Here is a 24,565-nt window from a genome sequence, read left to right as displayed (position 1 = left end):
CCGTGAGCCAAAACGAAGAACTCAAAGTCAAAATCAGTCTGAACGACCGCTTATCGAGTGGCCTGACTAAGGTTGGCGGCCAACTGGATAAGCTCAACCGCTCGGCTGAGGCGTTTCAACAGCAGTTGCGCGGTAACTTTGATGACATGGTAGCGGGCGCTGGCTCCGCCATTGCCGCAGGCATGGGCGTGGTTGCCGCCATTAGCCCAGGGCTGGAGCTGGACCGAGCCCTAAAGGGGTTGGAGTCTTCCGGCTTTGAAGGTGAACTGGCTGAGATCCGCAATGCCGCGCAAGAGTTCAGCCGCGAATTTGGCGTTAGCTCTGCCGAGTTCGTGCAGCAGGCGGAATTGGTGCGCCGTGCTGTCGGCGATGTTAACGGTGCTGAGCTATCGCAGATCACCGCTGCCACCGCCAAGCTGGCCGCCGCCACCGGTTCAGATGTGCAAGCGGTCAGCAAATACCTTGGCCGCCTGTACCACGCCTATCAAGACGAAGCCGACAAAATCGGCAAGGTCGACTTTATCAGCGCCATGGCCAACGCCAACGCCGTGGCCTCGCGCCACTTCGGCGTCTCGGCTGATGAAATGGCGGGGGCGATGGAATCCATCAGCAGCCTTGCCAAGAACTACGACATTGCCTTGCCAGAGCAGATCGCCGTTATTGGGGCGCTGCAGGTAGAGCACAGCGAATCCGACGCATCCAGCTTTTACGAAGCCTTTATTCGTGAGGGCTCGGCACTGGCCGAGCTTGGGATTGATACGCTGGATGCCGAAGGCAAGATGCGGCCGATCCTAGACATCCTTGACCAAGTTCAGGCCAAGTTTGGCGACTTGGATGCCAACGAATTTGAGCTTCTGGATGAAAAGGGCGGCGACGCCGCGATGGTGATCCAAACCCTACTGCGCCAGCAAGACAAGCTGAAAGCCGCCTTGGGGGAAATGGCCACGCCTGGCACTGCCGCACTGGATAAGCTGGCTGACGGCCAAACCGATGCCATCAAGCGGTTAACCGGCAGCTGGATGACCATGCAGGAAAACTTAGCCGCTGCCGTGATGCCGGTGGTTAACACCGTCAGCAGCGCCCTTGCGGGGCTGATTGATGGCGTTAGCCACTTAGCCAGCGAGTTTCCGGGGCTGACCAGCTTTGTGTTATCCGCCGCCGTTGGCCTAACCGTTCTAACCGGGATCATCAGTGCCGGCAGCGCCGTGTTTGCGTTATTGCGCACCGGCACAGCGGCATTAAGTCCGGTCATGCTGCTAACTAGCACCAGTACAACGGCACTGACCAGCGCCATTCGTGGTTATACCGTGGCGTCAATGCTAAGCGCCACCAAAACCCAACTGCAGACCGCCGCCACATGGGCTAGCACCGTTAGCACTCGCGTTCTATCGGCTGCTTTCGGTCAGCTCAAGGGGATGCTGGTGACCATCAGTAACGGCTACACCGCCATGACTCGCACCATGCAGGGACTAACGCTGGCCAGTTTGCGCCAAGCCGCTGTCACTAAGGTGCTCGCCGCTGGTCAAGCGATGCTGAATCTGGTGATGGGGCTCAATCCCGTTGGCTTACTGATCGGGGCTTTGGCCGTGGGTGCGGTGATGGTAATGCGTTACTGGCAACCAATTTCAGCATTTTTTAGTGGCTTTGTTGACGGTTTAAAGGCCAGCGGCTTGTTTGAGGCGTTCGCGCCACTGGTGGCTGTGTTCAGTTGGATTTGGAGCAAAGTCTCGGCCATCGGCAGTTTGTTGTTTGGCTGGCTGACGCCAATTCAATCCAGCGGCGACGAGCTGGCCGAGTTCGCCAACACCGGTTTGATGGTCGGCACCATGGTGGGCAACTTCTTTGCGGCCATCGGTGACAACCTGATGACGCTGTTTTCTGGGGTTATCGGCCTGCTGAATAAGATCCCAGGCATTGATATCGAACTGCCAGAGTTGGCATCAGAGCTATTAGCTATCGAACCCGCACCGTCGCTGCAGTCAACCTCAGAGCCAATTGTGAATGTGGCGCCACTACTTGAGATCACGACATCACAACTTGCAATTGAGCGACAAGCACCATCAATGGTCGACCTAAACATGCCAACGATTGAACAAGCGCAAACCAGTTTGGCATCACACCAATCCCTAACTAAGCCCGTTGCCCCCGCGCCGGTACCGGTGGCGCAAGTTATCGCCCAAGCCACAGGCGGCAACCAACAAAGCCAAAGCGTACAGACCGGCGACATTCATATTCACCAGCCAATGCCGAGCTTTTCGCTGCTTGGCCTTGATGAACAGAGGTTGTTAACCATTGGATAAAGCATTTGTGGATCTGTTGATAGCAGACGGCGGGCTGATGCTCGATGACGGCCAACAACCGCTGCAGGTCGATGGCACCCCAAGCATCGGCCAAGACATCCGTCACACCATCATGGAGTCAGGACTGGCGCGCAAGCTGCTGGGCAACCGCAGCCAAGCCGAGCGCGCGGATGTGCTGACCGAGATTGAACTGCTGGTGGAACAAGATGCGCGGCTGGTGTCCGGCTCCATCTGGATTGAAGAACAAGCGCATGACCGCTACCTGCTAACCGCCCAAACCCAGCATGGCGATGGGCTTAATTTGGAGATCACCCCGTGACCGTGAACTTTGCCCAAGTGATGGCCGACGAAGGTCTGCCGATGACCGAAGACCAAGTAACTGCCGAGCTAGAGCAAGCGGTGAGCGCCGCTGGCAGTGCTATCGCCAACGACCGCGCCATGTCACCGTTCTGGCGCTTGGTGAAAGCGGTAGTAGTCACGCCAGTGCTGTGGCTGACCAACAAGCTGATCGCTGGCCATGTGCTGCCGGCGATGTTTCTGAGCACCGCCCGTGGCGTCTATTTGGAACTGAAAGGCAAAGGAGTGGACATCGAACGCCACCCTGCCACCAAAGCCCGTGGCTATCTGCATTTCACGGTTGCCGATCCAACCGCAGAGTTAACCATTGCCGCTGGCACCATCGTTGAAACTCAGCCGATTGATGGTCACAGCTACGCGCTGCAGGTGGTGGCCGATACCGTGATCACCGTTGGTGGTGATGGCAAAGTGCTGTGCGAAGCAACCCAAGCGGGGCAGTCGCACAATCTACCCGCCGGTTATTTTAACCGTCTGCCTGTTGCCATCGATGGGATTGCCAGCGTAACCAACCAGCCCAATTGGTTGTTAGCACCAGGACAAGACCAAGAGCAGGACGAGGCCTTAGCCCAGAGGATCCAAAACCGCTTTGCGACCGCTGGCCAGTTCCATATCGATGCGGTCTATCGCGACATCATCGCTACAGCAGGTGGTGTTCGCTTGGATCACATGGCGTTCGAGCATGATGCCCCCCGCGGTCCTGGTACCGCCAATTGCTACATCTGGATGCCTGTGGGTGCGGTACCGGCTTCGCTACTAACCACCATCAATGGCCACATCGATGCCGGTTTTCATGGTCACGGTGACGACCTAGAGGTGTTTGCTATTCCGAGTCAACCCCACGTCATTGTCGCCGAGTATTGGCCCGCTGCCGATGCTACGGCTGACGAACGCGGATCACTGCAACTGGCCATCGAACAACGGATCCGCGCCGCCTTTCGTGAGCTGGACGGGTTTGCCGACATCAGCCGCGTGCAACCGCTGGCGACGTTCTCCATCAGCCGTTTGATTGCCCAGTGCCATCAGCAGCTGCCAGCGCTTGGCGGCTTAACCATCAGCTACGCCGACATCACCAGCGGCATTGTGATGCCAACGCTAGCAAGCCTAACCATCACCGAGGTGCAACCATGAACCACGAACTGCACAGCCCTTCGCTGCCAATCGCCAAAGCACCGTGGTGGATGGATGGCGAAACCTTGCCAAAAGATCCGAAAGAGCCCGCGTTTTTGGTGCGCGGTTTGCGCCAGTTCTGGCAGCAGGTGAAACACTGGCTGCTGTGGCCGCTGACCCAAGCCAACCCGCTTACCTGTAACGAACGCTTGTTGAACCTGATTGGTTGGGAGCGCGCCGTGCCGCGCTTAACCGACGAGCCGTTGTCCTTGTATCGGATGCGGGTGCACTACGCCTGGCAAAACTTTCGCGACAGTGGCAGCGCCATCGGCTTCAAGCAGATTTTTGAACGGTTGGGCCTTGGCGTCGTCACCATCAAAGAGCGTCAGCCAAACACCGATTGGGATGTGATCACCATTGAACTGAATGACAGCGTGATCAGCGAAAACCAGCCATTGATTGCCAACATCATCCAGCTATACGGCCGCACCTGCCGCCGCTATCGCTTCGAGGTATTTTACCCCGCCACCATGCAGTTGCGCGCAGCCCAAATGCATTACCAACAACAGATCTATCTTGCCGAGTTACCCGCATGAGCCAGAATGTCATCACCACTGCTTTTGAAGCCTATCGCGCCCAGTGCGAACTGAATGGCCAGCCTGTTGAGCTGGATGAAATTATCTTGGCGCTGATCCCCGAATTAGACCCCACCCAGCCGATTGACCGCGCTGCCGTTGAGTGCCGACCTGAATGGGTACGCCATCGCCAATCGCCAGATCAGGTTGGCGCACTAACCCCAAGCGATATTGTTTATGCTGTCGTGCTGCCAACCAGCCTTGGAGACTTTGAGTTCAATGCCATGTTCCTTGCCAATCGCGCCACTGGCACCATTGCCATGGCGGTGCATAAAGGCATCGAACAGAAATTGGCGACCACCGATCAGCAGACCGGTAACACCTTGGTTAAAAACATGGTGATGCGCTATTCCGGCGCCACCGAAGCCACCCAACTGCAGGTTGATCCAAGCACCTGGATGGTCGACTGGCATCAGCGTTTATTCGGCCTAATGGCCGATGAAGCAGCCAGTAACCGCGACATCTATGGCAACGTGGCTTTTTTAGCTGACGGCTTTAAACCCGAGCCCATCGACGACCAATGGCACTGCTTGCCGGGTACCGCTTACGTGCAAGGGCTGCGCACCGAATTGGCCCAAGCAACGGTAATCACTGGCAACGGCGCATTGCTGGTGGCCGAAGTATGCCAGCAAGGCAGCGCCCTTGGTGCATGGCACAATGTCGCAACCCTGCACACCATGGATGCCGTGCCAGAAAGCGATACCGATGCCGCCGGATTTGTTCGCCATTACGCCCTAGTGGCCGAACGCGACGGCAACGGCTGGCGCGATGCTCGCCGCCTCGGCGGTTTGGCACTGTATCTAGAAAAAGCGCAAGTGAGCCACGATCCGGCACTGGAAAGCGATGCCCATGTGCCAAGTTCTCAAGCCCTATCGGACGTAAAAAAGACCGCGGATTTTGCCCTACGAATTGCCCAAGGCGCGGTGGTTAACCTTGGTGACTGGAACGCCACCAGTGGCGTATTCCCCGCCAAGCCGTATATCACTGACGAACAGGGCAATGGCCAACTGGTATCGGCCTACTGGTTTGTGACGGGGCAAGGGATTGTTGACGGCGAAGAATACAAAATCGGCGACAAGCTCAACTATTCGCACATGAACGACAGCTTCTTCAAAACCGACAACACCGAACGCGAAATGGCGATCAACCACGTTGAAGGGTTATCAGAGGCGCTGGCAAATAAAGCCACCAAACAACACCAACATCTTGCCAGTGACTTACCAAACGCATCGACTACCTCCAAAGGCGTTGTCCAACTTAGCGGCGCCACCAACAGCACTAGCACGGTACTTGCAGCCACCGCCAGTGCGGTAAAAGCGGCATTTGACTTAGCAGCGAGCAAGCTAACTCAAGCTGCAGCTGATGCTCGTTATCTAGGTAAAGGAGCTAAAGCCGTGGACGCTGATAAATTGGACGGCTTAAATTCCAGTGACTTCTCCCGCTCCAACCACGGCCATACCGCAGCTCAAGTTGGCGCTGTTGCCACTGCAGTACTGGCTGCAATGTTCCCACCTGGCCACCTGCTGATAACCACCAACAGTGCCAATCCTGCCACCTATGGCTATCCAGGCACATGGGCGCTGATTGAAAGCGACGTCAGTATTCGCAGTGCAACGTCGGGGATTGGCGAGGTTTCGGGAACAAATACGCCGACCGTGCCAGTGCCAGCGCATACGCACTCAGCAAGTAGCGGGAGTGCAATGCTTAATAAGCGATTCACCACCAATACAACCGGAGATCATGGGCACTCAGGCTCAGCAAATAGCGCAGGAAACCACCACCACAGCGGAGGTGTCCGCATTAATGGTTACACAACTGCTCAGGGGGCATTTATCTATGGGAAAGGGGCATCAGGCAAAGGGTTTACATTTGGGAACTACTCATCTAACTCATGGGAACCTTTAACTAACTCAGCGGGATTACACACGCATTCTTTGTCAATTGGCAGTGATGGAAGTCACTACCATTACACTGATGTGAACTTCGGTGCGCACAGCCACTCGGTATCTGTCTCAAGCACAGGCACATCAGGTGCAACACTCGACGTTCGCGGCCGCCGCATGAACGTCTATATGTGGAAGCGCGCAGCGTAGGTGCCAAACAAATGACTCACATCTACTACTGCACTGCCCGCCTCGATAGCATTCAGTTACCTGCAGGCGGTTACGCTTACATCGTTGCAATCGTTGCCATGTCCAGAGCTCAGCTGGTCAACAGGGTGACCAGTTTTCAGCGCCAGGCGGGCTTTGAGTTTTGGCAATCTGAGCTGGCGCGCCTGCAAGCCGAGGCCGCCCAAGACGACAATCTGATCAGCAACCGCAATCCCAACCTGTGGCGTATGCCGTCATCGGTCCAAACAGTTATCGGCCGCAAACAAAACCAAGGCAAAGCGGCCATCGCTGCGATGGCACAGCAGCCGACCGAACTGGCTGAGGCGCTGTCACAGTGGCGCAGTGACTGGAATACCAACCAAGCCGCTTTGCAGCAACAAGCCAACACCGCGCCGCAACCTGTCGAACTTTGGGCACGCAAACTTCATGGCTCAGCCACAGAGCTAACCAAACAGATCCGCAACCTAGTGCTACCACCCCATTTCGACTACTTAGCGACGGTGGTGCTTAGCGATCAGCCACTGCCAGAGCTGGAGGTACAATGTCAGTTCAGTTAACACTCGACGGTGAAGCCGTTCACCTCGATAACCTGACCGTATCAGTCAGCGCCAACTTTGCCGATGAAGATGCCAGCGGCAAAAGCTCACAAGCAATCACCGCCGAAACAGGCACCAAACCGGTGGAGTTGAAAGTAACCGGTCGTCTGTCGTACACCAACGAACGCCAAGCCGTTCGCTTGGTTGAGCTGTCTCGGCAAAAGGCCACTGATGGCAGTCGCCATGCTTTTCGGATTGGCAATGCTACGGCACGCGTCGTTAAGTGCCGCCTTGCCAAATTCGCCGGCCAATTGAGCCTGACCGAACAAACCACGCTGCATGCGTGGCAAGTAAGCTTCACCTTGCGTGAAGTGAAAAGTGTCGCCGAGCAGCAAGAGCAGCGCAGCCAAAACACCCAAGCCTTTGACCAAGCACTGGCGCAATCAGAGGGGGCCAGCTTATGAAGCTGCACCAACAGTTGCGCGTTGGCGATCGGGTTCATCCGCTACTCAGCATTACCGCAGCACTCACCCAAGGCAGCGCCGGTCGTGCCATTGTCACCTGCGGCCAAGCGTTGGCCGAGGGCGAGTCGGTCCAAGTGGAATTAGCCTATGCACCACCACTGAAGTGCTGGATGACCGCCACGGTGGAATCTTGCCAAACCCTCACCAACCAAACCCATCGCCTGATTTTGCGTGAACCCGCCGCACGTCTGGCTAAGCCGCTACCACTGTCGATGCTGCACCCAACCCTTCGTGATCTGCTGGATGCGATGGCGGTGATCACCGGGTTAACGTTGGAATGCCCAGAGTCCTGCGCCCAACTGGCCACCGCGAACCTGACCCATCGAGGTACCGGCTATGCGCTGATGGCCCAACTTGGGGTGATATTTGGTATCGACAATTACACTTGGTTCAGCAAACCCAACGGCACTATCTGGCTCGGTTCGTGGGAGCAAAGCCACTGGGCCAGTAATCCCATCGCCGTTGACGATAAGCTTTATGCTGGCGAACGCGCCAACAGCGGCGTGCAACTGCCAATGCTGCCAGCCATCCGTCCAGATACCTTGGTTAACGGCAATCGCGTTCAGCAGCTGCTGTTCGATGGCAGCCAATTAACGCTGCAGTGGTACCAGTCGGAAACCGCCCAGCAACGAGAACTGCAGCAACACTTCCCCGAACTGGGCGCCCAAACTCACCTAAGCCAACTTGCTCGGGTGATCAACACCTGTGAACCGGTCGTTGCTGGCCATTTGCAAACCGCCAAACGTCCAGCGTTAGCGGTAGATGTGCAGCTGATTAATCCTGATGGCAGCGATAACACCCTAGTGCCGCCCTATCGAAATGTGCCACTGCCCGGTGCGGTAAGTCACAGCGCGGGTCAGTTCACCTTTGCGCAACCAGGCACTATCGTCGAGCTGGGATTCGCCTTTGGCCACAGCCACCGGCCATTCGTGCGTACCGTATTAGGTGAGGAGCTTTCGCTGCCGCAGCTGGCTAATGGCGACAGTCGCATTCAACAAGGCGAGGCGTACCACCACATCACTAGCGGTGGTGATCAGCTACTACACACGGAACACCTCCTACAGCAGACGGCCCGAACCGTGACAGTCAAAGCCGATAGCCAGCAGCACCAATTAGGGGCGCACCAGCGCAGTGTTGAACAACACGATATCGAACAAGCCCAAGGCCATCGAACTATCGCCGCTAACTGGCTAACCCTGTTGGGTCTATCTGGCACCCGCATCGCCACCGAGAAAACCCACGAACTGTTGGCTGGTGAAAACTTGCTAGAGCGCGTTGCCAAACTACGCAAATCCGTGGCTACTACCCATTGGGCCGGCAGTGACAACACCAACATCTATCAACTGCTGCACGAACTGATGGCCGTGGTCGAACAGCTCGCCAGCAGCGCTGCAAGCCATACCCACATCGTCACCAAAGCCGGAACGCCAACCACCGCTGCGGATGTTGCAGGTGACTTCTCCAGTCAAAGCGGCCAAGCCAAAAACCTTGGTAGCACCCTCGCCCCAATGATCTAAATTGCTGCCCTCCCCCTTGAGGGCAGCAACCAATCCAGCCCCACCAAACGCCATCAGCGCGATTCTGCCGCATCCATTTAAAAGACAATCCGAGCATTGAATGCACTCTGCACAATCGCACAGCGCGCCACTGCGCCTGCGCAAAGCCCACGTAAAACTGGGGTTTTGCCACGTAATCCGCACAACTCCCCCACCCAGCGCGGGTTTCGGGGCATTTTTTTAATCCAGTTTTAATTTGGTCCGATTCTGCCTGCAAAGCCTTGCGCCAAGGCGCTTTCTGGCGACTGATGACACTTTCAAAAATCGGACTCCCGTCCGGCTTTTTCTAACTTTGTCCAAGCTGACCGATCTGGGCGAACTGAGGCAAAAAAGTAAGTCTATGAATTTAATAGGCTTTGCTATTTTGCGTGGCAGCTTTTGATAATTTGAGGTGATCAAAAGGCGATCCGGTAAGATCGCCGCAATCCGCGCCCAGTAAGGGCTGGCAAGGAAAACTGTCCATTTAAAAAATCGGACAAAACGGGACAACGCCAGAAATGACAAAGGGGAGAGCAAACTCACCCCTTTTGAAAGGTTATTAATAGTAAGGATTCAAGAGCAAAATAATGCCTGAATAATAACAACCCAAGCATTTATAAATTCATTTGTTTTTTATGAATTTTGCAGGAACCCCACCATATACTGTGTTGTCAGGAATATCTCGAACCACAACACTATTCGCACCTACTGCAACATTATTCCCTATCTTTACATTCGGCAATATTAAAACATTTGCTCCAATCCAAACACCATTGCCAATTTCAATATTTCCAGAGTAACTATTTAAAGGAAGACAGTTAAAATCTTGGTCAGTGTTTGTTGATGTTGTATACATTCTTACATTGTGGCTAATTCTGACATTTTCACCTATTCTTACATAGCAACCACTTGCAACCTGTATAGCTGTTTGATGGCCGACATAAGAATTTTTCCCACCTATAATGTCACCTTTTCCATAGAAATGAACATTGATTCTTTTACAATCAAAGGATTTATCTAAAGAATATCTTCTTTTAAATTTTCTCTCTCTAGACTTAATATGTGAATTTTCTAGAAATCTATATATTACCGAACCAAAACAATAAAACATATCTAACCTTTAGGTCATATGACAAATCATCTTAAATGATTTTATTTAAATCAAGAGCATGGGACAACCATATCTCTTTCAAGAATCCATCTGGATACAATCAAGATGACAATAAATGATTGGCGACTTCATTTCGGACAAAAAAAACAAAGGGTACGCCTATAGTACACCTTCAACAACTTAAGTAATTGAAAAAAAACAACAATAAACCCAATCCAGCATCGGCGCAATGGAAAAACGGGAAGCGGCGTAGGTCATGGTGGCTCACTGTCGAAAAAAGAGGCGGGATTATACTGCGTCGATGCGGCACAACCAAGCACCACAATCGTCGACTAAATGCCAGCTCAACGGACAACCATCAAGTCGTTGTTGATGATGAATTTTTAGCCTAAAAGCCATTCACATTTTACCGCCACAAAACCCCACCGCCCGCGCAATAACCACAATAAAAATACTGTTAATCAATCGCTTACAAATCGATTTTGGCACTGATCCGCGCTGTAATTTGCCCTTGGTGTTGTTAACATGATTTTAACAACAACGATAAACAACTGAATTACTTGGGGAGATGACATGACACAGCGAACTTTGCGTTGGAGTGCAGTTGCTGCCGCCATGGTCTTGGCTGGTTGCGGTGACGGCAGCGAAAGCGACACCAACAGCAATAACCTGAACAACATTGACGCCGACAACAGCGCACCGGTGATTAGCCTAATCGGTGCTGAAGTTGAAACCATTGGCTACGGCAGCGACTTCAACGATGGCGGCGTAGAGGTTAGCGATGACACCGACGATAACCCAACCGTAACCATCGCAGGCCAAGTTAATCCGCAACGCTACGGCGACTACCTGTTGACCTACACCGCCACCGATGCCAGCGGCAACAGCAGTAGCATCAGTCGTACTGTCACGGTGCTTAAACCCAAGCACCAGATCAAAGCCGACTTCTACGACACCTGCGTATTTACCGAGGACGACGGTCAACTACGCTGCTGGGGTTACAACGATGGTAGCCACGGCAATGGCAGTCGTGACAGTGTCGGTGATGATACCGCCGAAGCGACCCATGTAGAGATCTGCCGCGATTACCCAGAGCAAACCCTAAGCCATCAGATCAGTGATGGGGTGCTGGTATGCGATTCGGGCGACGGCAAAGTAGCCGAATGGTTGGATGGCGAAACTTTGGTTGACCGGGTGGAATACTGTGAAACTGTCGATGCCGACCGGCCATTTATGACCCGCGTCGAAGCTGAGCCTTTCGCTCAATGCCAATACGGCGGTTACGGCTTCTACTACGGCAACGATGACAACCAAGATGGCGTGTTGCAGATCAGTGATATGGAGGGCGGCGTTACCCCAGCCATCTTACCAAACAGCGAACTGCTGGATTTTGATATCGCCGAATCCATGGGCTGCGGGGTGTTTGCCGACAATACCACCCGTTGCTGGGGCTCGAGTCGCGATGGTGCCCTTGGTCGGGGCGACGATCTGGATGTGTACGATCAAGCACTGTTAGGCGATGCCCTAGTACCGGTGGATTTGGGTGACGGTTTGTATGCCACCGAAGTGCACGTCAGCGGTGCCAACGTCGCTTGTGCCGTGCTGAACAACCAACAGGTCAAATGCTGGGGCAATGGCAACCACCCCGTCATCGGCCATGATGCCGAAGGCGATATTGGTTTTAGCGATGGCACCTTGGGCAACAATCTACCCGCCATCGATTTTGGCCTCAATCCTGCCACTGCTGCTCCTTATCTGGTCACCACCATGGAGATGGGCATCAACAGCGCCTGTGCGGTGTTAGAGGATGGCAAGGTAAAATGCTGGGGTTACAACCACAGTGGGGCACTGGGTTTAGGTGAAAGCGATCAGGAATACTACGCCAATCCCTACTTCGCCATTGGCGACGAGGCCGAGGATATGGGTGATAACCTCGGCTACGCTCAACTCGGCGACATCAACGTCATCGACATCAGCCTGCGCGAACACCACGTCTGCACCTTGACCGACGACAATCAAATCAAGTGTTGGGGAGAAAATCGCGACGGTCAGTTGGGCATCGGCGATACCAGCGACCGCGGTGACGGCCACGCGAGCTCAACCGACTATCAATACAGCATCCCACGCTTTAACGTCTATCAAGTGACCCAACTGACCGCCGACAACGGCGGCGCCGATTGGTGCCCGGCGGCCCCCAACTATGGTGGCGTATTGGTGCGTTGGGGCGAAGACAGCGGTGAAGGCGGCGGCATCGTTAGCAACGGAATATTGGAAGAGGGCGAAGTCGATCTGCATTACCTGCACTGCGACGATCAATACCTTACCAATACGTTGACCGACTTCAGCACCTTCAGCACCTTCCATCGGGTTCGGATCCTGCGACTGGGGGCGGATTACCTAGAGATGGGCAACAACCTGCCATTCGCCGAACTGAACGACAGCGCCACCATTACCAAGCTAAGCACCAGTTATGACAACACCTGCGCCTTGTTTGATAACGGTAGAGTGAAATGCTGGGGCGAGGGTAACTACGCCGGTTACGACCACGATCTGGATTATGGCGCCGCCGAGCCCCTACCTATCAGCGATCTGGATTACATCGATTTAGGCACGGATGCGCGAGTAGTCGATATCGATTCCGGCGGTACTCAGACCTGCGTGGTATTTGAAACCGCCCAAGTGAAGTGTTGGGGCGGCAGCGAAGACGGCGAACTGGGTTATCCGGCACTGTGGGGGCACACCATCGGTAACGGCGAAGATTACTACGAGATGGGCAGCAAACTGCCGTTCGTTGAGTTTCGCTAACCACGATTAAGGCCAGCGTCATCAACGCTGACCTTTGCTGTTTTTCCACCAAATAACAACCGTGCAGCAAGCACAACAACCATAACAACAATCGGTTTATTTCAAGGAGCACACCATGCAATACACCCGCATTGCGGCGCTTGTAGTCAGCTCAATAAGCCTCGCGGCTTGTACTGACAGCGACAGTGACAGCACCGCCCCAGAAATTACCCTAAATGGCAGTAACACTATCACCATCAATGGCAACAGCGACTATTTGGATGCTGGCGCCAGCGCTATCGATAGCCAAGATGGCGATCTGACCATCACCGTTACCGGCAGCGTCGATACCAGCACCTTAGGCGAGTACATCCTCACCTTTACCGCCACCGATGCCGCTGGCAACAGCACCAGCGTCACCCGTACCGTAATCGTGGTTGATGGCAGCGCCCCTGAAATTGTGGTTGCCAGCGCGAGTCTCGAACTGCCGTGGGGCAGCGACTACGACGGCGGTGACGTCACCGTAGTGGATGATTTTGATGACGCGCCTACGGTGCAGATCAGCGGAGAGGTCAACGGCCAGCGCTACGGCGACTATGTGGTTAGCTACACCGCCAGCGACGCCAGCGGCAATCAAGTGCAGTTCGACCGTACCGTGACCATCTTAAAACCGAATCACCAGATCGTCGCCGACTACTACGACACCTGCGTATTGACCGACGACGATGGCAAGTTGCGCTGTTGGGGTTATAACGACGGCGCCTTTGCCATCGGCGATGACGACGAGCTTGGCGACGACTTTGGCGAAGCCAGCGTCGGTCGCAGCGACAACCGCATTGAGATCTGCAAAAGCAGCAGCGAGCAACAACTGACCTTTGCGGTAATTGATGGCTTACACAGCTGTAGCGGCAGCGATCTGCCGAAGATCGCCACGTGGTCTGATGCATTTGGCGGGCTCGATAGCCGCGAGTTCTGTCTCGATCAAAGCGATAGCGCCCAAAGTCTGACTCGCGTCGTTGAGGAGCCCTACGCCAATGACTGCGAATTCGGCGGCTACGGCTTCTACCATGGCGTTGATAGCAACAACGACGGCATTTTGCAGATCAGCGACATGGAAGGTGGGGTTACCGCCGCAATCTTGCCCGATGCCAAATTGCTGCATTTTGATATTGCTGAAAGCTTCGGCTGTGGCGTGTTTGACGATCAAACTACCCGCTGTTGGGGCGAAAACGACGACGGCGTCCTAGGAACCGGTTTCGACGACGACGTTGAAGCTATCGAAGACCTCGGTAACGCCATGATCCCGGTGAATTTTGGCAGCGGCCGTTATGGCGTCGAAGTGCACGTTAGCGAAAATGAGGTTGCCTGTGCCCTACTTAACACTGGCGAGATCGCCTGTTGGGGCGATGCCAGTGAATCGATCATTCCGTTTGGTTTCAGTGATGGCATTGGCGATCTGGCGGCAGAACTTGGCGACGCTATCCCAATCGTCGATTTAGGTACCAATCCGGCCACAGCCGCACCTTACCAAGCCATCACCATGACCATGAACGATGATGGCGCCTGTGCGGTTCTGGAAGATGGTAACGTCAAATGCTGGGGCGATAACGACGACGGCAAATTAGGCCAAGGTCAAGCGGATGTCTTCTCGCGCAGCAACATCAACCCGTTTGAAGAGATCGGCGACCAAGCCGATGAGATGGGCGACAGCCTGCCGGTGGTAGAGCTGGGTGGCATCGAAGTCACTCAGATCCATAGCCGTTATGACCACGTTTGCGCGCTGGCCAACAGCGGCCAAGTCAAATGCTGGGGCAGCAACAACGACGGCCAGTTAGGGGTTGGTGATGAAGAGGATCGCGGCGATGGCCTTGGCGACAGTAATACCGTCCAATTTGATAAAACCTTTAACTATCGCATTACCGAACTCAGCAGCGAAAACGCCGGTCTCAGCCAATGTGCCGATGCCCCGGGCAATATCGGCGTGCTACTGGAGTACGGTGCCGACGCGGGCGATATGAATGGCGAACTCGATGACGCCGAGATCAGCAACAGCAAACTGTACTGCGATACCGCCGACACCGTCACCCGCTACGATGGCAGCGTCACCTACAGCTGGAGTCAACAGCGCCGGGTGTACTTCATCACCATGGGCAGTGACGACAACGAAATGGGCGACAACTTGCCGTTTGTCGAACTGCCAAGCAGCGAGCCTGTGACTAAAGTCGTCACCAGCTACTACAACACCTGCGTATTGTACGCCGATGGCAAAGTAAGCTGCTGGGGCGATGACGATTACGCCGGTAACGACGTTAACACTGAATTCGGTACCAGCGCGGAAAACCCAGTATCTGCTGCCGGTTTTGTCGATTTCGGTACCGAGGCTCGGGTGGTGGATATCGCCGGTGGCGGCTATCAGCACTGCGCCGTATTTGAAACTGGCCAGGTAAAATGCTGGGGCTACAGTGAATATGGCGAAGGCGGCGTGCCGGTACTTTACGATGAAGATATCGGCGATGGCAGTCCATTCAATGAGATGGGTGAACGCTTACCCTTTGTCGAATTTCGTTAACTCACCCCACCTAGGTTAATCGCTTGACCACGCCGCCCGCCATGGGCGGCGTTTTTGGTCGGTCAACAGGTACGACCAGCGCCAGCAAACGTGACCAAGATCGCCTTCAACCTAAGCGCCATTAGGCAATCCTGCCATCACTGTCTAGCCTGAGAGGATCCCGTTTTTTGGAGCTCTCGATGAGTACCGATCTCAACACCTATCTGGTCGCCCGGCAACTGGCGCAAGTCACCGCCCAGCGCGCTAATCAAGAAGCAATCCGCTACCAGCAAAACGCCAACTGGCACAGCCTAACGTGGCAACAATTGGCACAGCAAAGCGATGCCGTGGCTGCCGCCTTACTGGCGTTGCAAGTGCAATCCCAAGATAAAGTGGGGATCTTTGCCGGCAACAGCTTAGAGTGGGTGTTAACCGATCTGGCCTGCATCAAGACCCGTGCGGTGTTGGTGCCGATCTACGCTACCAGCACCAGCGAACAGGCGGCTTATATTGTCAATGACGCCGGCGTTAACATTCTGTTCGTTGGCGAGCAGGCGCAATATCAAGCGGCATTGGCGATGGCCGAACAATGCCCTAGCCTAACCACCTTAGTGTTGATCAACCCCGAGTTGCAACCGCAGCCAAGTCGACTGCAGATCATCCCCTTTGCCGAGCTGCTGGCGACCGACGCCGCGCCGTTTCAGGCGGAACTGAGCCAACGCTTTAACAGCGTCGCTCTGACCGATCTGTTCACTCTGATCTACACCTCCGGCACCACCGGCGAGCCTAAAGGGGTAATGCTTAGCCACAAAAACATCGCCGCGGTTATTCAACAACACGCGCTGGCGGTGCCGTTAGCGGCCAACACTTTGTCGTTGAGCTTCTTGCCGTTGTCGCACGTGTACGAGCGCGGTTGGAGTCTGTACGTCTTAAGCCAAGGTGGACGGGTGGCGTACCTATCCGACCCAACCACAGTGCAAAGCGCACTGACCGAGGTAAAGCCAGAAGTGATGTGCGCAGTGCCGCGCCTGTTTGAAAAGATCCATGGCACCATCAGCGCCAAAGTCAGCGCCGCACCACTGCACAAACGCATTCTGTTTACCTGGTGCTTGCGCCAAGGCCGACGCCACTATCAAGCAGAAATCGACGGCCGCAAACGCTCTGGCATTGCCGTCGCGCTGCACCAACTGGCCGATAAGCTGGTACTGAAAAAACTGCGCGATGCTCTGGGCGGCAACTTGCAGATGATGGCGGCCGGCGGCGCTCGCTTGGATGACCAAGTTAACCGCTTCTTCCAATACATCGGCATTCCGCTACTCAATGGTTATGGTGCCACCGAAACCAGCGCCACCGTCACCTGTAACCGCATCGCCAGTCGCCAAACCCGCGGCGTCGGCTTGCCATTGCCCAATCTGCAAGTGCGCATCGGTGCTGATGATGAGATTTTAGTTAAGGGCGATACCGTGATGGCTGGTTACTACAACCGCCCAGCCGAGACCAATCAAGCGTTTGAAGATGGCTGGTATAAAACCGGTGATGCCGGTTACATCGATAACCACGGTCATCTGCACATTACCGATCGCATCAAAGAGTTGATGAAAACCTCTAACGGCAAATACGTCGCGCCGCAGTTAGTGGAAGGTCAACTGGCGCTGGAAACCTTTATCGAACAAGCGGCGATCATCGCCGATGGTCGCAACTATGTGTCAGCTCTGATCGTACCGGATATGCTGCAGCTGCAAGCGTGGGCGCAGCAACAACAGATCGCCTTTGAGACGCCAGAGCAGTTACTTAGCAATGATCGGGTACAACAAGAATTTCAGCAGCGGATCCAGCAAAACCAAGCTGTACTAGCGCGCCACGAACAGGTGAAGCAGTTCACCCTGCTGCCCCGCCCGTTCAGTATCGACCGTGGTGAGCTAACCCCAACCCTTAAACTGCGCCGCAAGGTGATCACCCAAGTGTTTGCCAGCGAAATTGACGCCATGTATCGCCGCCGCCACTAACCGGCGCCAACGTTCAATAACTCGACAACAAAGGGCTTGCCAGTGGCAAGCCCTTTTTGCTGCCAGTAAGCCACGCCGTTAATTGGCCAAATTGCCCTGCCAGTTACTCAAATATGACCTACATTTGAAATAGCAATGCGACGTAACCTAATGAAAAAGCTCATTTACCTGCATTACTGATAAAAACCTGCGAACAGCCAAGCAAGTGCAGTTCGCCACCACAAAATAACAATCAGCGTTACCGAACAGTGGAGGTTTGGCGACAACCATGATGTATCGACAGGGAGTGTTTTTAGCCTTCATTAGCCTTTTTATCAGTGGCTGCACCACCTTACCTGCCTTTGGCCCCAGCAGTGATAGCTTCCCTGCCCCCGCCGAACACTCCGGCTTCAGTTTGGTACCACTGTCGCCAGCAACCATCCTCAAATTACAACAACAACCTCCAATGGACTCCTTGGCCAATCAAGTCCCGGCTCAAATCCAGACGCCAGCCAAAGCGCCCACTATTGCGAATGGCGAACGCTTGCAGATAACCATATGGGAAGCGGTAGCCAACGGCTTGTTCGCAGCCAGTAGTGGTCAACCATGGCAAATGGAGATCACGGTGGACGATGAAGGCAATCTGCTGCTGCCCTTTGTCGGTACCATCACCGCTGCGGGACTGAGCTTGCAGCAACTGCAACGACAACTGCAACAAGCGTTACAACCGGTCGCTATCGACCCACAAGTGGTTGTTGGCCGCAATGACCCAACGGCCAATTTGATCACCGTTGGCGGCGATGTAAATGCGCCTGTACGGCTGCCGCTGCCAGCCTCTGGGCTGCGAATATTGGATGCTATTGCCCAAGCCGGTGGCACCAAAGCCGATACCTTTGATGCCACCGTCACCCTGATCCGCCGCGAACGGCTCTATTCGACCCGACTTACGCAGTTAATAACGGATCCCATCAGTAATCTATATCTGCAGCCACAAGATAATCTGCTTATCGAACACCGGCCGCGAACGTTTTCGATGTTTGGCGCCCTCCGAGATCCGAGCAAATATCAGATGGATGAGCCGGACTTCAGTTTAAGTCATGCACTTGCACAAGCCGGCGGTTTGGATGATGAAAAAGCATCAGCCCAAAATATTTTTTTATTTCGATTTGAAACCACTAAACACCTACAAGACTTGGCCGCACCGGTGCCTAGCGCCCAATTTAAACGCGGCCTTCCGACGATTTATCATCTTGATTTAAGTCAACCTCAGGCTTTTTTTCTTGCCAGTTCACTGCCGATGAAACACGACGATATCGTCTATATTAGCAATTCATCCGCAAGTGAATTCAGGAAGTTTATCGACCTGATTTTAGCCCCGATTGTCATTGCCGATGATGCTCTGGATGCATTGTCAATCGATTAAAGGAACTGCCATGTATAGCAAAATGGAATTGCTCGACGGTGCGCCACTGCAGCAAGATGAAACGGCAATGCTGGCGTCATTACAGCAAACACTCAGCGAAGATCATCGACTGTTGATGGCGGTGCGAAACGGCCCCTATTTAACTCTGTATCGCCAAGCTGACTACCCCCTAGCCAATAAAGTACTGGCGGTGATGTTGGATCGCGCTCCGGAACATCCGGTGCTGTTAAAAGACCAAGCCAATATGCGGCTGCGGCTATTTAGCAAAGAGCAAAAGCGTGATGACATTAAGCAGTTAATTGCCGATGTTAAACATCACCCCGAAAGCCGCGAGCAAGCACTGCAAATTCTGTTAACCAATAATCTGCTTGATAGTGCCGCCGATTTAGCTCAGCAATATCTTGATGATTTAAATTCACCCCGCTTTGATTATCTGGCGATGCTCGCGCTGTACCGCAACAAACACCACGATGACGCCGTCACCATCGCGTTGCGACTACTCCATGCCGAACGTGATGGCGACAGCAACTTAGATTGGATCGCCACCGCCGCTGGCATCCTCGTCAGCGAAAATCACATCACTGCAGCCATTACTGCGTTAAATCAATGTGCGATTGCTGACAGCAACCACCTAAAAGCCAAATTTGAACTGGCCCGCGCCTATTTCGCTCAAGATCCACAAACTGACAGAGTGGAGCAACTGCTGCCCAAGAACAGTAACGATCCACGCACTATCGACCTGCTAGCGCGCTCCTGCTTAGCGCGACAACAGCTGCAGCAAGCGCAGCGGTTAATTGCGCAACTACCACCTGAAAACCAAGCTGATACCTTGAAGTTAGAATTGGCTCGAAGCTACCGCGCCATTGGCAATCTCACGCCTGCTCTGGCGATTTTTAGTCAAGTTGCAACCGCCTCCCCAAACAATGCTGCTGTACAACGAGAGCACGTCGGCATGCTGCTGGAATCAGGCCAGCAGCAAAGCGCTATCGACAGCTATCAAGCGTGGCTTAATCGTCGCTCAGATAAATTACCTAACGATTTTGCTAGCGGCGTCGAGCGGATATTCAACAGCCCTTGCAGCCACAGCGTTCCTCGTTATCGCAGCGACTGGATCTTCAACACCTTGTCGGAACAAGGATTGGCACCTGCCGATCGCCAGCAGTTTGTGCAGCAACTCAATCAAATCAGTGATTTTGACCATTTCCTATTGGACTGGCTTGAATGTAGGCCACAGCAGCAACAACAGGTCTTGCCCTACTTTAATGGCATCGATAAGGCCGCCGAGGTACTCAAACAGACGCTTGAACAAGGCAATGGAGCAATCGTTGCAGCAGCACACATTGGGGTTTTGTTTGGTGGCCCCGTAGCTTTGCAGGCCGGAGGATTGCCAGCAACATGGGTGGCCTCTGTTCCCGATCTTGGCGATAACCGCTTCAATGGCGCCCTACTCACCACGTCCGGCAATGACACCAGCAAAATCGGCCGCGAGCTGATCCGCAGTTTGCGAGACAACAAAGTGGTTTCGATCGCCATTGATGGCAAGGTCGCCAGTTCTCGGGTGCAGTTGCCACTGCTCGGCAAATCGATTGGGATCTCCGATGTTGTTCCCCGCATTGCTTGGCGCAAAGGTACCGCCAGCTTCTTCCCATTGCTGTACTGGCAAGATCAGCAAGTACAAGTTCAATTAAACCCTCTACCACTGCCCGTCGATGGTGAATCACTCGAGCAGTATTGCCAGCGCTGGTGCCAAGCATTTATGGCCTGTTTAACCGATTACTTTTTGCAACACCCCACCTCGCTGCGCGGCACCGGTGGTTTTTGGACACGCCTTCGCACCTAACCCTGCACGGTCAAATCGACATCAAGTAGTAACGGAGTACATGTGATGGAACACCAGCAAGAGACGATTGCGGTCATCGGCCTTGGTTATGTTGGTCTGCCGCTGGCAGTCCTATTAGCAGAACGGTTCGATAACGTCATCGGTTTCGATATCAATCACCGCCGAGTCAATGAGCTGAAAGATGGTATCGACAGCACCAACGAACTGGCACAGTCGCAGTTGCAAGCGAGCCGTCTTCAATACACCACCGCCATCGAGGAGATCGCCGCAGCCAGCACTTATATCGTAACGGTACCGACACCGACCAACCCCGATAAAACCCCAGACTTAGGGCCAATGCTGTCCGCCAGTAAGGCGATAGGTCAGGTGCTATCCAAAGGCGACCTGGTGGTATACGAGTCTACCGTCTATCCCGGAGTTACCGAAGATGAGTGCGCGCCAATCCTGGAGCAAGTTAGTGGCCTAAAGGCCTGTCGGGACTTTGCCATTGGCTATTCCCCGGAGCGGATCAACCCCGGCGATAAGATCAGAACCGTCGACAAAATTCACAAAATTGTCGCAGCGGATAGCCCCAGTTCGCTGGAACGAGTCGCCGCCATTTATGAACCGGTGATCGAAGCTGGAATCCACCGCGCCGAATCGATCAAGGTGGCCGAGGCCGCCAAAGTCATCGAAAACACCCAGCGTGATATCAACATTGCGATGATGAACGAACTGTCGATGATCTGCAGCAAAATCGGCATCTCGACCAAAGCAGTGATTGAAGCAGCAGGCACTAAATGGAACTTCCACAAATACACCCCCGGCATGGTCGGAGGCCATTGCATCGGTGTCGATCCATACTATCTGGCATCCTTGGCGCAGCGCATCGGCCACAATCCCGAAGTGATTTTGGCTGGACGCCGTCTGAACGACGCCATGCACAAACACATCGCCCACCAAATTCTGCGGCTACTCAGCGAAGCTGACGTTACTCCCAAGCAAGCACGCATCGGTTTACTCGGGATGACCTTTAAAGCCAACTGCCCCGATCTGCGCAACTCTCGCTCATTTGAACTGGTCGAGGAACTTCGCAGTTTCTCCTGTTCACCGATGATTCACGATTGCCGCGCCGAGCCGCAGCAACTGCATAGTCATGGCATTGAAGCCTGCGATATTGAACAGCTGCAACAGCTCGACATGTTGATTATTGCCGCCGGCCACGACGAATACATCAATGATCCTAACCTGCTTGAGAGGCTCAAACCTAACGGCATTTTAGTTGACATTCAAAGCGCATTTTATGGGCGTAATGTCCGCGACGACATCCGCTATTGGGCCTTATAAGGAGACCGCCAGACCCTCATGTTTTCCATCGCATCTATCGGTTCGTGCCGAATTAATACGCCGCTACGAAATATGGCCAAAACCTACGGCTACCAACTGAATCGTCATCGCAATTATGGCTACGTTCACACCTCGGCCGAGGCCGTACAACAGGTCAAATTTATGCTTGGGCATGCCAGTCCCAGCCAGCAAGCGTGGCCGCTGATCGCGCGCAGCCACCGTTTCGATGATTGCCAACAGATGCCACTGTGCCATGCCGACATGTATGTGGTGGAAATTTCATCGTTAAAAAAACTGACCCTGGGTGAGGACTGCATCCAGCTGAACTACCTTTACAACGAGTTTCCCGAATTCTTCGCCGATGCCGAGCGTCGGCGGCAATATTGGCGATTAATCGGCAATGGCGACAGCACCGCAATCAGCGCTTTTTTACAACAACAGTGGGGCAGCACTGAGCAACAACGCCAACAATCGCAACTGCTGCAACAGATCCGACGCACGCTGATGACCGACGAACAGATCCTCGCCGATATTCAATATCTACAGCAGCAACTAAAACGCGTGCTGTTTGTCACCCATGTCGATGCTCGCAAGCCAGATGGCGACTTGATCCCCAGCCGTTCAAGGTTGATTAACACCGTGAAACGACTGGTCACTGAGGTCGGAGGCACAGTCTATGACCCGACCAAACGTATGCTAGAGGTGGGGCAAGCGAATGCCATCGAAGATCATAGCGATGCTTTAGCCCATTTCACTGAAGACTTTTGTCAGATACTTTTTGGTGATTGGTATCAGCAAGTAATCGGTACCACTTTGGACCGTATTGCCGTCGAGCTTGCCCCCGATGAGTTCACCAGTAAAGCACTGCCACACTATCAGGCACTCTTTGCCAACAACGACCACCAATCACTGAAGCTGCGTCTGCAAACGCAGATCAATGCAGGCCAAGACCACCCAGAACTGTATGCTCTGATCGCCCAAATTGACGCTCAAAACGGCGAAACTGCCGCCGCGATTCAAGCCCTGCAGCAGTCACTCAAACAGCATCCTGACCATCGTCCATCGCTGCAATCCTGCTGTGAACTGCTGCTCAGCTACGGCGATATTATCGCGGCAGCGGCAATGGCCGAACGACTGCTGGAAAGTGGTGGGCAATTAAGTTGCAATAACTTATTTGCCATCGCCGCGGCGCTCGAGCAGCTCAAGCACCCCGCCAGATCGGCCACCTTTGCCATTCGCACCCTCAATGCAAACAGCCGCCACCGACAAGCCGCCAATTTATTGCAGCGGTTAGCGCAGCAGGATCGCCGCTGCCTATCAGACGATGATCCGCAATTAATTGAAACCCTGATTGCACTGTTGCCACCGGTACAACTGCTGCAACTGGGGATCGCTGCTGTTGATTTGGCCGATGAGCAACAATTAATGGCCTTCATCCAACGCCATAACAGCAATGACATTGAAGAGTATATCGGCCAGTTAAATGAACTTGGCGAACACCGTCAGGCGGCGCTCATAACCAAAGCATACCTTCCAAATCAAGCGCTTAGCCTAAAATCACTGCAAGTCATTAATCCTCGGTTCGCCGATTGGGCGCAGACACTACTACAACAAGCCGATGCCGCGCACTCCACTGCCAGCAAATTTAACCATCTGCACCATCTGCTGCTGGCGTTTCCGCGCTTGCGCGAAGCGCAAGCGGCCGCAAGGCTTGCGCAAAAAGCACTGACCAGTGACATCCGCCAGCATTACAAACAAGGCGATATCGACCAGCTTGAACAACTGCACGAACAACTAGGCGACGGTCAACATGCAATTTTTGAACTGCCTTTTTTGCGCAGCCGACTGCTATTTAGTTTGGGACGTTACTCGCACGCATTAAGCGCCGCCGAAGCCGCACTTACCATCGACAGTGAACACCAGTTGGCGCAAGCACAACGGATGCGCAGCGCCTTTCGTTGCGGTCAATTGCAAACCGCCAGCGACGCCGCCAACACCATTCTTAACACCAATGAACCAGATGCCGAACGGCTACAAACCGAGGCGCGCACTACGTTAGAACGGATCCCAGCCAAAGCCTTATCCGCCGCCCGCGCAAGCAATGATATCAAGCAGCGTTATCAACTGTTGCAATTAGCCTCGACAAACAGTGACTTAGCCGAAAAGTTCCAAACACTAACTCAACGCCTTCAGCGCGATTGGATCAGCCAGTTGGTACACACCGAAAAGATGCAGCCAGAACAGGTTATCGAAGCCGCCATGGAACTCGATAGTTATTACCCTGGCCTTCCCCGAGTCCAACAAATCCTGGGCCGGAATTTAGTCAAACGTGGTCATTTTGAGGCGGCGCTGCTGCCGTGGCTGCGGTTACTCAACCTCGAACCAGACAACCCCGACTTTCGCTTTCAAGTGAACCGCTGCCGCCAACGTGGAAATCTATAGA

Annotated in this window: 16 protein-coding genes; 15 read left to right on the top strand and 1 reads right to left on the bottom strand. The window is 54.0% G+C overall.

The window, feature by feature from the left end; genetic code table 11:
• Positions 1-2: 2 nt before the first annotated feature.
• From G506_RS0104780 to G506_RS0104745, 8 genes are read left to right on the top strand one after another with little or no spacing between them, the layout of a single operon-like run.
• The gene (locus G506_RS0104780; protein WP_028115881.1) at positions 3-2,300 is read left to right on the top strand and encodes a phage tail tape measure protein; all 2,298 of its coding nucleotides are present in this window, start codon (positions 3-5) and stop codon (positions 2,298-2,300) included.
• The gene (locus tag G506_RS0104775; protein ID WP_028115880.1) at positions 2,293-2,619 is read left to right on the top strand and encodes a DUF2590 family protein; all 327 of its coding nucleotides are present in this window, start codon (positions 2,293-2,295) and stop codon (positions 2,617-2,619) included. Before G506_RS0104780 ends, G506_RS0104775 begins: the two co-directional genes overlap by 8 nt.
• On the top strand, positions 2,616-3,785 hold the full coding sequence (locus tag G506_RS0104770; RefSeq protein WP_028115879.1) for a baseplate J/gp47 family protein: 1,170 nt from the start codon (positions 2,616-2,618) through the stop codon (positions 3,783-3,785). Before G506_RS0104775 ends, G506_RS0104770 begins: the two co-directional genes overlap by 4 nt.
• Positions 3,782-4,360, top strand: coding sequence for a phage tail protein (locus G506_RS0104765; protein ID WP_028115878.1), 579 nt, complete (start codon positions 3,782-3,784; stop codon positions 4,358-4,360). The genes G506_RS0104770 and G506_RS0104765 overlap by 4 nt, the downstream gene beginning before the upstream one ends.
• Positions 4,357-6,492 (top strand): phage tail-collar fiber domain-containing protein, encoded by a 2,136-nt coding sequence (locus G506_RS20315; protein ID WP_028115877.1) that lies wholly within the window; start codon positions 4,357-4,359, stop codon positions 6,490-6,492. The genes G506_RS0104765 and G506_RS20315 overlap by 4 nt, the downstream gene beginning before the upstream one ends.
• Before the next feature lie 11 nt (positions 6,493-6,503).
• On the top strand, positions 6,504-7,067 hold the full coding sequence (locus G506_RS0104755) for a hypothetical protein (RefSeq protein WP_156904795.1): 564 nt from the start codon (positions 6,504-6,506) through the stop codon (positions 7,065-7,067).
• Positions 7,052-7,510: a baseplate complex protein gene (locus G506_RS0104750; RefSeq protein WP_028115875.1), complete on the top strand. Its 459-nt coding sequence runs from the start codon at positions 7,052-7,054 to the stop codon at positions 7,508-7,510. The genes G506_RS0104755 and G506_RS0104750 overlap by 16 nt, the downstream gene beginning before the upstream one ends.
• Entirely contained in the window at positions 7,507-9,087 is a 1,581-nt protein-coding gene (locus G506_RS0104745) for a hypothetical protein (protein ID WP_028115874.1), read from the top strand. The genes G506_RS0104750 and G506_RS0104745 overlap by 4 nt, the downstream gene beginning before the upstream one ends.
• Positions 9,088-9,727: 640 nt before the next feature.
• Here G506_RS0104745 and G506_RS21220 read toward each other — a convergent pair.
• Positions 9,728-10,216 (bottom strand): acyltransferase, encoded by a 489-nt coding sequence (locus G506_RS21220; RefSeq protein WP_084631162.1) that lies wholly within the window; start codon positions 10,214-10,216, stop codon positions 9,728-9,730.
• Between the two features lie 573 nt (positions 10,217-10,789).
• On the opposite strand from G506_RS21220, the gene G506_RS0104740 reads away from it, so the two are divergent.
• The 7 genes from G506_RS0104740 (at position 10,790) to G506_RS20305 (ending at position 24,564) form a co-directional block, all read left to right on the top strand.
• A complete protein-coding gene (locus G506_RS0104740) occupies positions 10,790-13,021 on the top strand; it encodes an immunoglobulin-like domain-containing protein (protein WP_084631160.1) in 2,232 nt (743 codons plus the stop codon).
• A 115-nt stretch (positions 13,022-13,136) separates the two neighbouring features.
• Positions 13,137-15,569, top strand: coding sequence for an immunoglobulin-like domain-containing protein (locus G506_RS20310; RefSeq protein WP_051201898.1), 2,433 nt, complete (start codon positions 13,137-13,139; stop codon positions 15,567-15,569).
• A 179-nt stretch (positions 15,570-15,748) separates the two neighbouring features.
• The gene (locus G506_RS0104730; RefSeq protein ID WP_035387011.1) at positions 15,749-17,554 is read left to right on the top strand and encodes an AMP-dependent synthetase/ligase; all 1,806 of its coding nucleotides are present in this window, start codon (positions 15,749-15,751) and stop codon (positions 17,552-17,554) included.
• Positions 17,555-17,822: 268 nt separating this feature from the next.
• Positions 17,823-18,956 (top strand): polysaccharide biosynthesis/export family protein, encoded by a 1,134-nt coding sequence (locus G506_RS0104725; RefSeq protein ID WP_084631158.1) that lies wholly within the window; start codon positions 17,823-17,825, stop codon positions 18,954-18,956.
• Between the two features lie 10 nt (positions 18,957-18,966).
• Positions 18,967-20,796, top strand: a complete 1,830-nt coding sequence (locus tag G506_RS0104720; protein ID WP_156904794.1) for a hypothetical protein — start codon at positions 18,967-18,969, stop codon at positions 20,794-20,796.
• A gap of 45 nt (positions 20,797-20,841) precedes the next feature.
• Positions 20,842-22,122: a nucleotide sugar dehydrogenase gene (locus G506_RS0104715; protein ID WP_035387010.1), complete on the top strand. Its 1,281-nt coding sequence runs from the start codon at positions 20,842-20,844 to the stop codon at positions 22,120-22,122.
• Between the two features lie 18 nt (positions 22,123-22,140).
• Entirely contained in the window at positions 22,141-24,564 is a 2,424-nt protein-coding gene (locus G506_RS20305; RefSeq protein WP_156904793.1) for a hypothetical protein, read from the top strand.
• Position 24,565 lies beyond the last annotated feature (1 nt).

The organism is Ferrimonas senticii DSM 18821 (assembly GCF_000422665.1).
Classification (GTDB): Bacteria; Pseudomonadota; Gammaproteobacteria; order Enterobacterales; family Shewanellaceae; genus Ferrimonas; species Ferrimonas senticii.
The sequence above is the reverse complement of the archived record's forward strand: the minus strand, read 5'-3'. Positions and strand labels throughout refer to the sequence as shown.

Excerpts from the sequence above, each read along its gene's own strand:
- G506_RS0104715 (WP_035387010.1), top strand. The coding sequence starts at position 20,842 with ATGGAACACCAGCAAGAGACGATTGCGGTCATCGGCCTTGGTTATGTT.
- G506_RS20310 (WP_051201898.1), top strand. The coding sequence starts at position 13,137 with ATGCAATACACCCGCATTGCGGCGCTTGTAGTCAGCTCAATAAGCCTC.
- G506_RS0104750 (WP_028115875.1), top strand. The coding sequence starts at position 7,052 with ATGTCAGTTCAGTTAACACTCGACGGTGAAGCCGTTCACCTCGATAAC.
- G506_RS0104730 (WP_035387011.1), top strand. The coding sequence starts at position 15,749 with ATGAGTACCGATCTCAACACCTATCTGGTCGCCCGGCAACTGGCGCAA.
- G506_RS0104755 (WP_156904795.1), top strand. The coding sequence starts at position 6,504 with ATGACTCACATCTACTACTGCACTGCCCGCCTCGATAGCATTCAGTTA.
- G506_RS21220 (WP_084631162.1), bottom strand. The coding sequence starts at position 10,216 with ATGTTTTATTGTTTTGGTTCGGTAATATATAGATTTCTAGAAAATTCA.
- G506_RS0104765 (WP_028115878.1), top strand. The coding sequence starts at position 3,782 with ATGAACCACGAACTGCACAGCCCTTCGCTGCCAATCGCCAAAGCACCG.
- G506_RS0104725 (WP_084631158.1), top strand. The coding sequence starts at position 17,823 with ATGATGTATCGACAGGGAGTGTTTTTAGCCTTCATTAGCCTTTTTATC.
- G506_RS0104720 (WP_156904794.1), top strand. The coding sequence starts at position 18,967 with ATGTATAGCAAAATGGAATTGCTCGACGGTGCGCCACTGCAGCAAGAT.
- G506_RS0104740 (WP_084631160.1), top strand. The coding sequence starts at position 10,790 with ATGACACAGCGAACTTTGCGTTGGAGTGCAGTTGCTGCCGCCATGGTC.
- G506_RS20315 (WP_028115877.1), top strand. The coding sequence starts at position 4,357 with ATGAGCCAGAATGTCATCACCACTGCTTTTGAAGCCTATCGCGCCCAG.
- G506_RS20305 (WP_156904793.1), top strand. The coding sequence starts at position 22,141 with ATGTTTTCCATCGCATCTATCGGTTCGTGCCGAATTAATACGCCGCTA.
- G506_RS0104745 (WP_028115874.1), top strand. The coding sequence starts at position 7,507 with ATGAAGCTGCACCAACAGTTGCGCGTTGGCGATCGGGTTCATCCGCTA.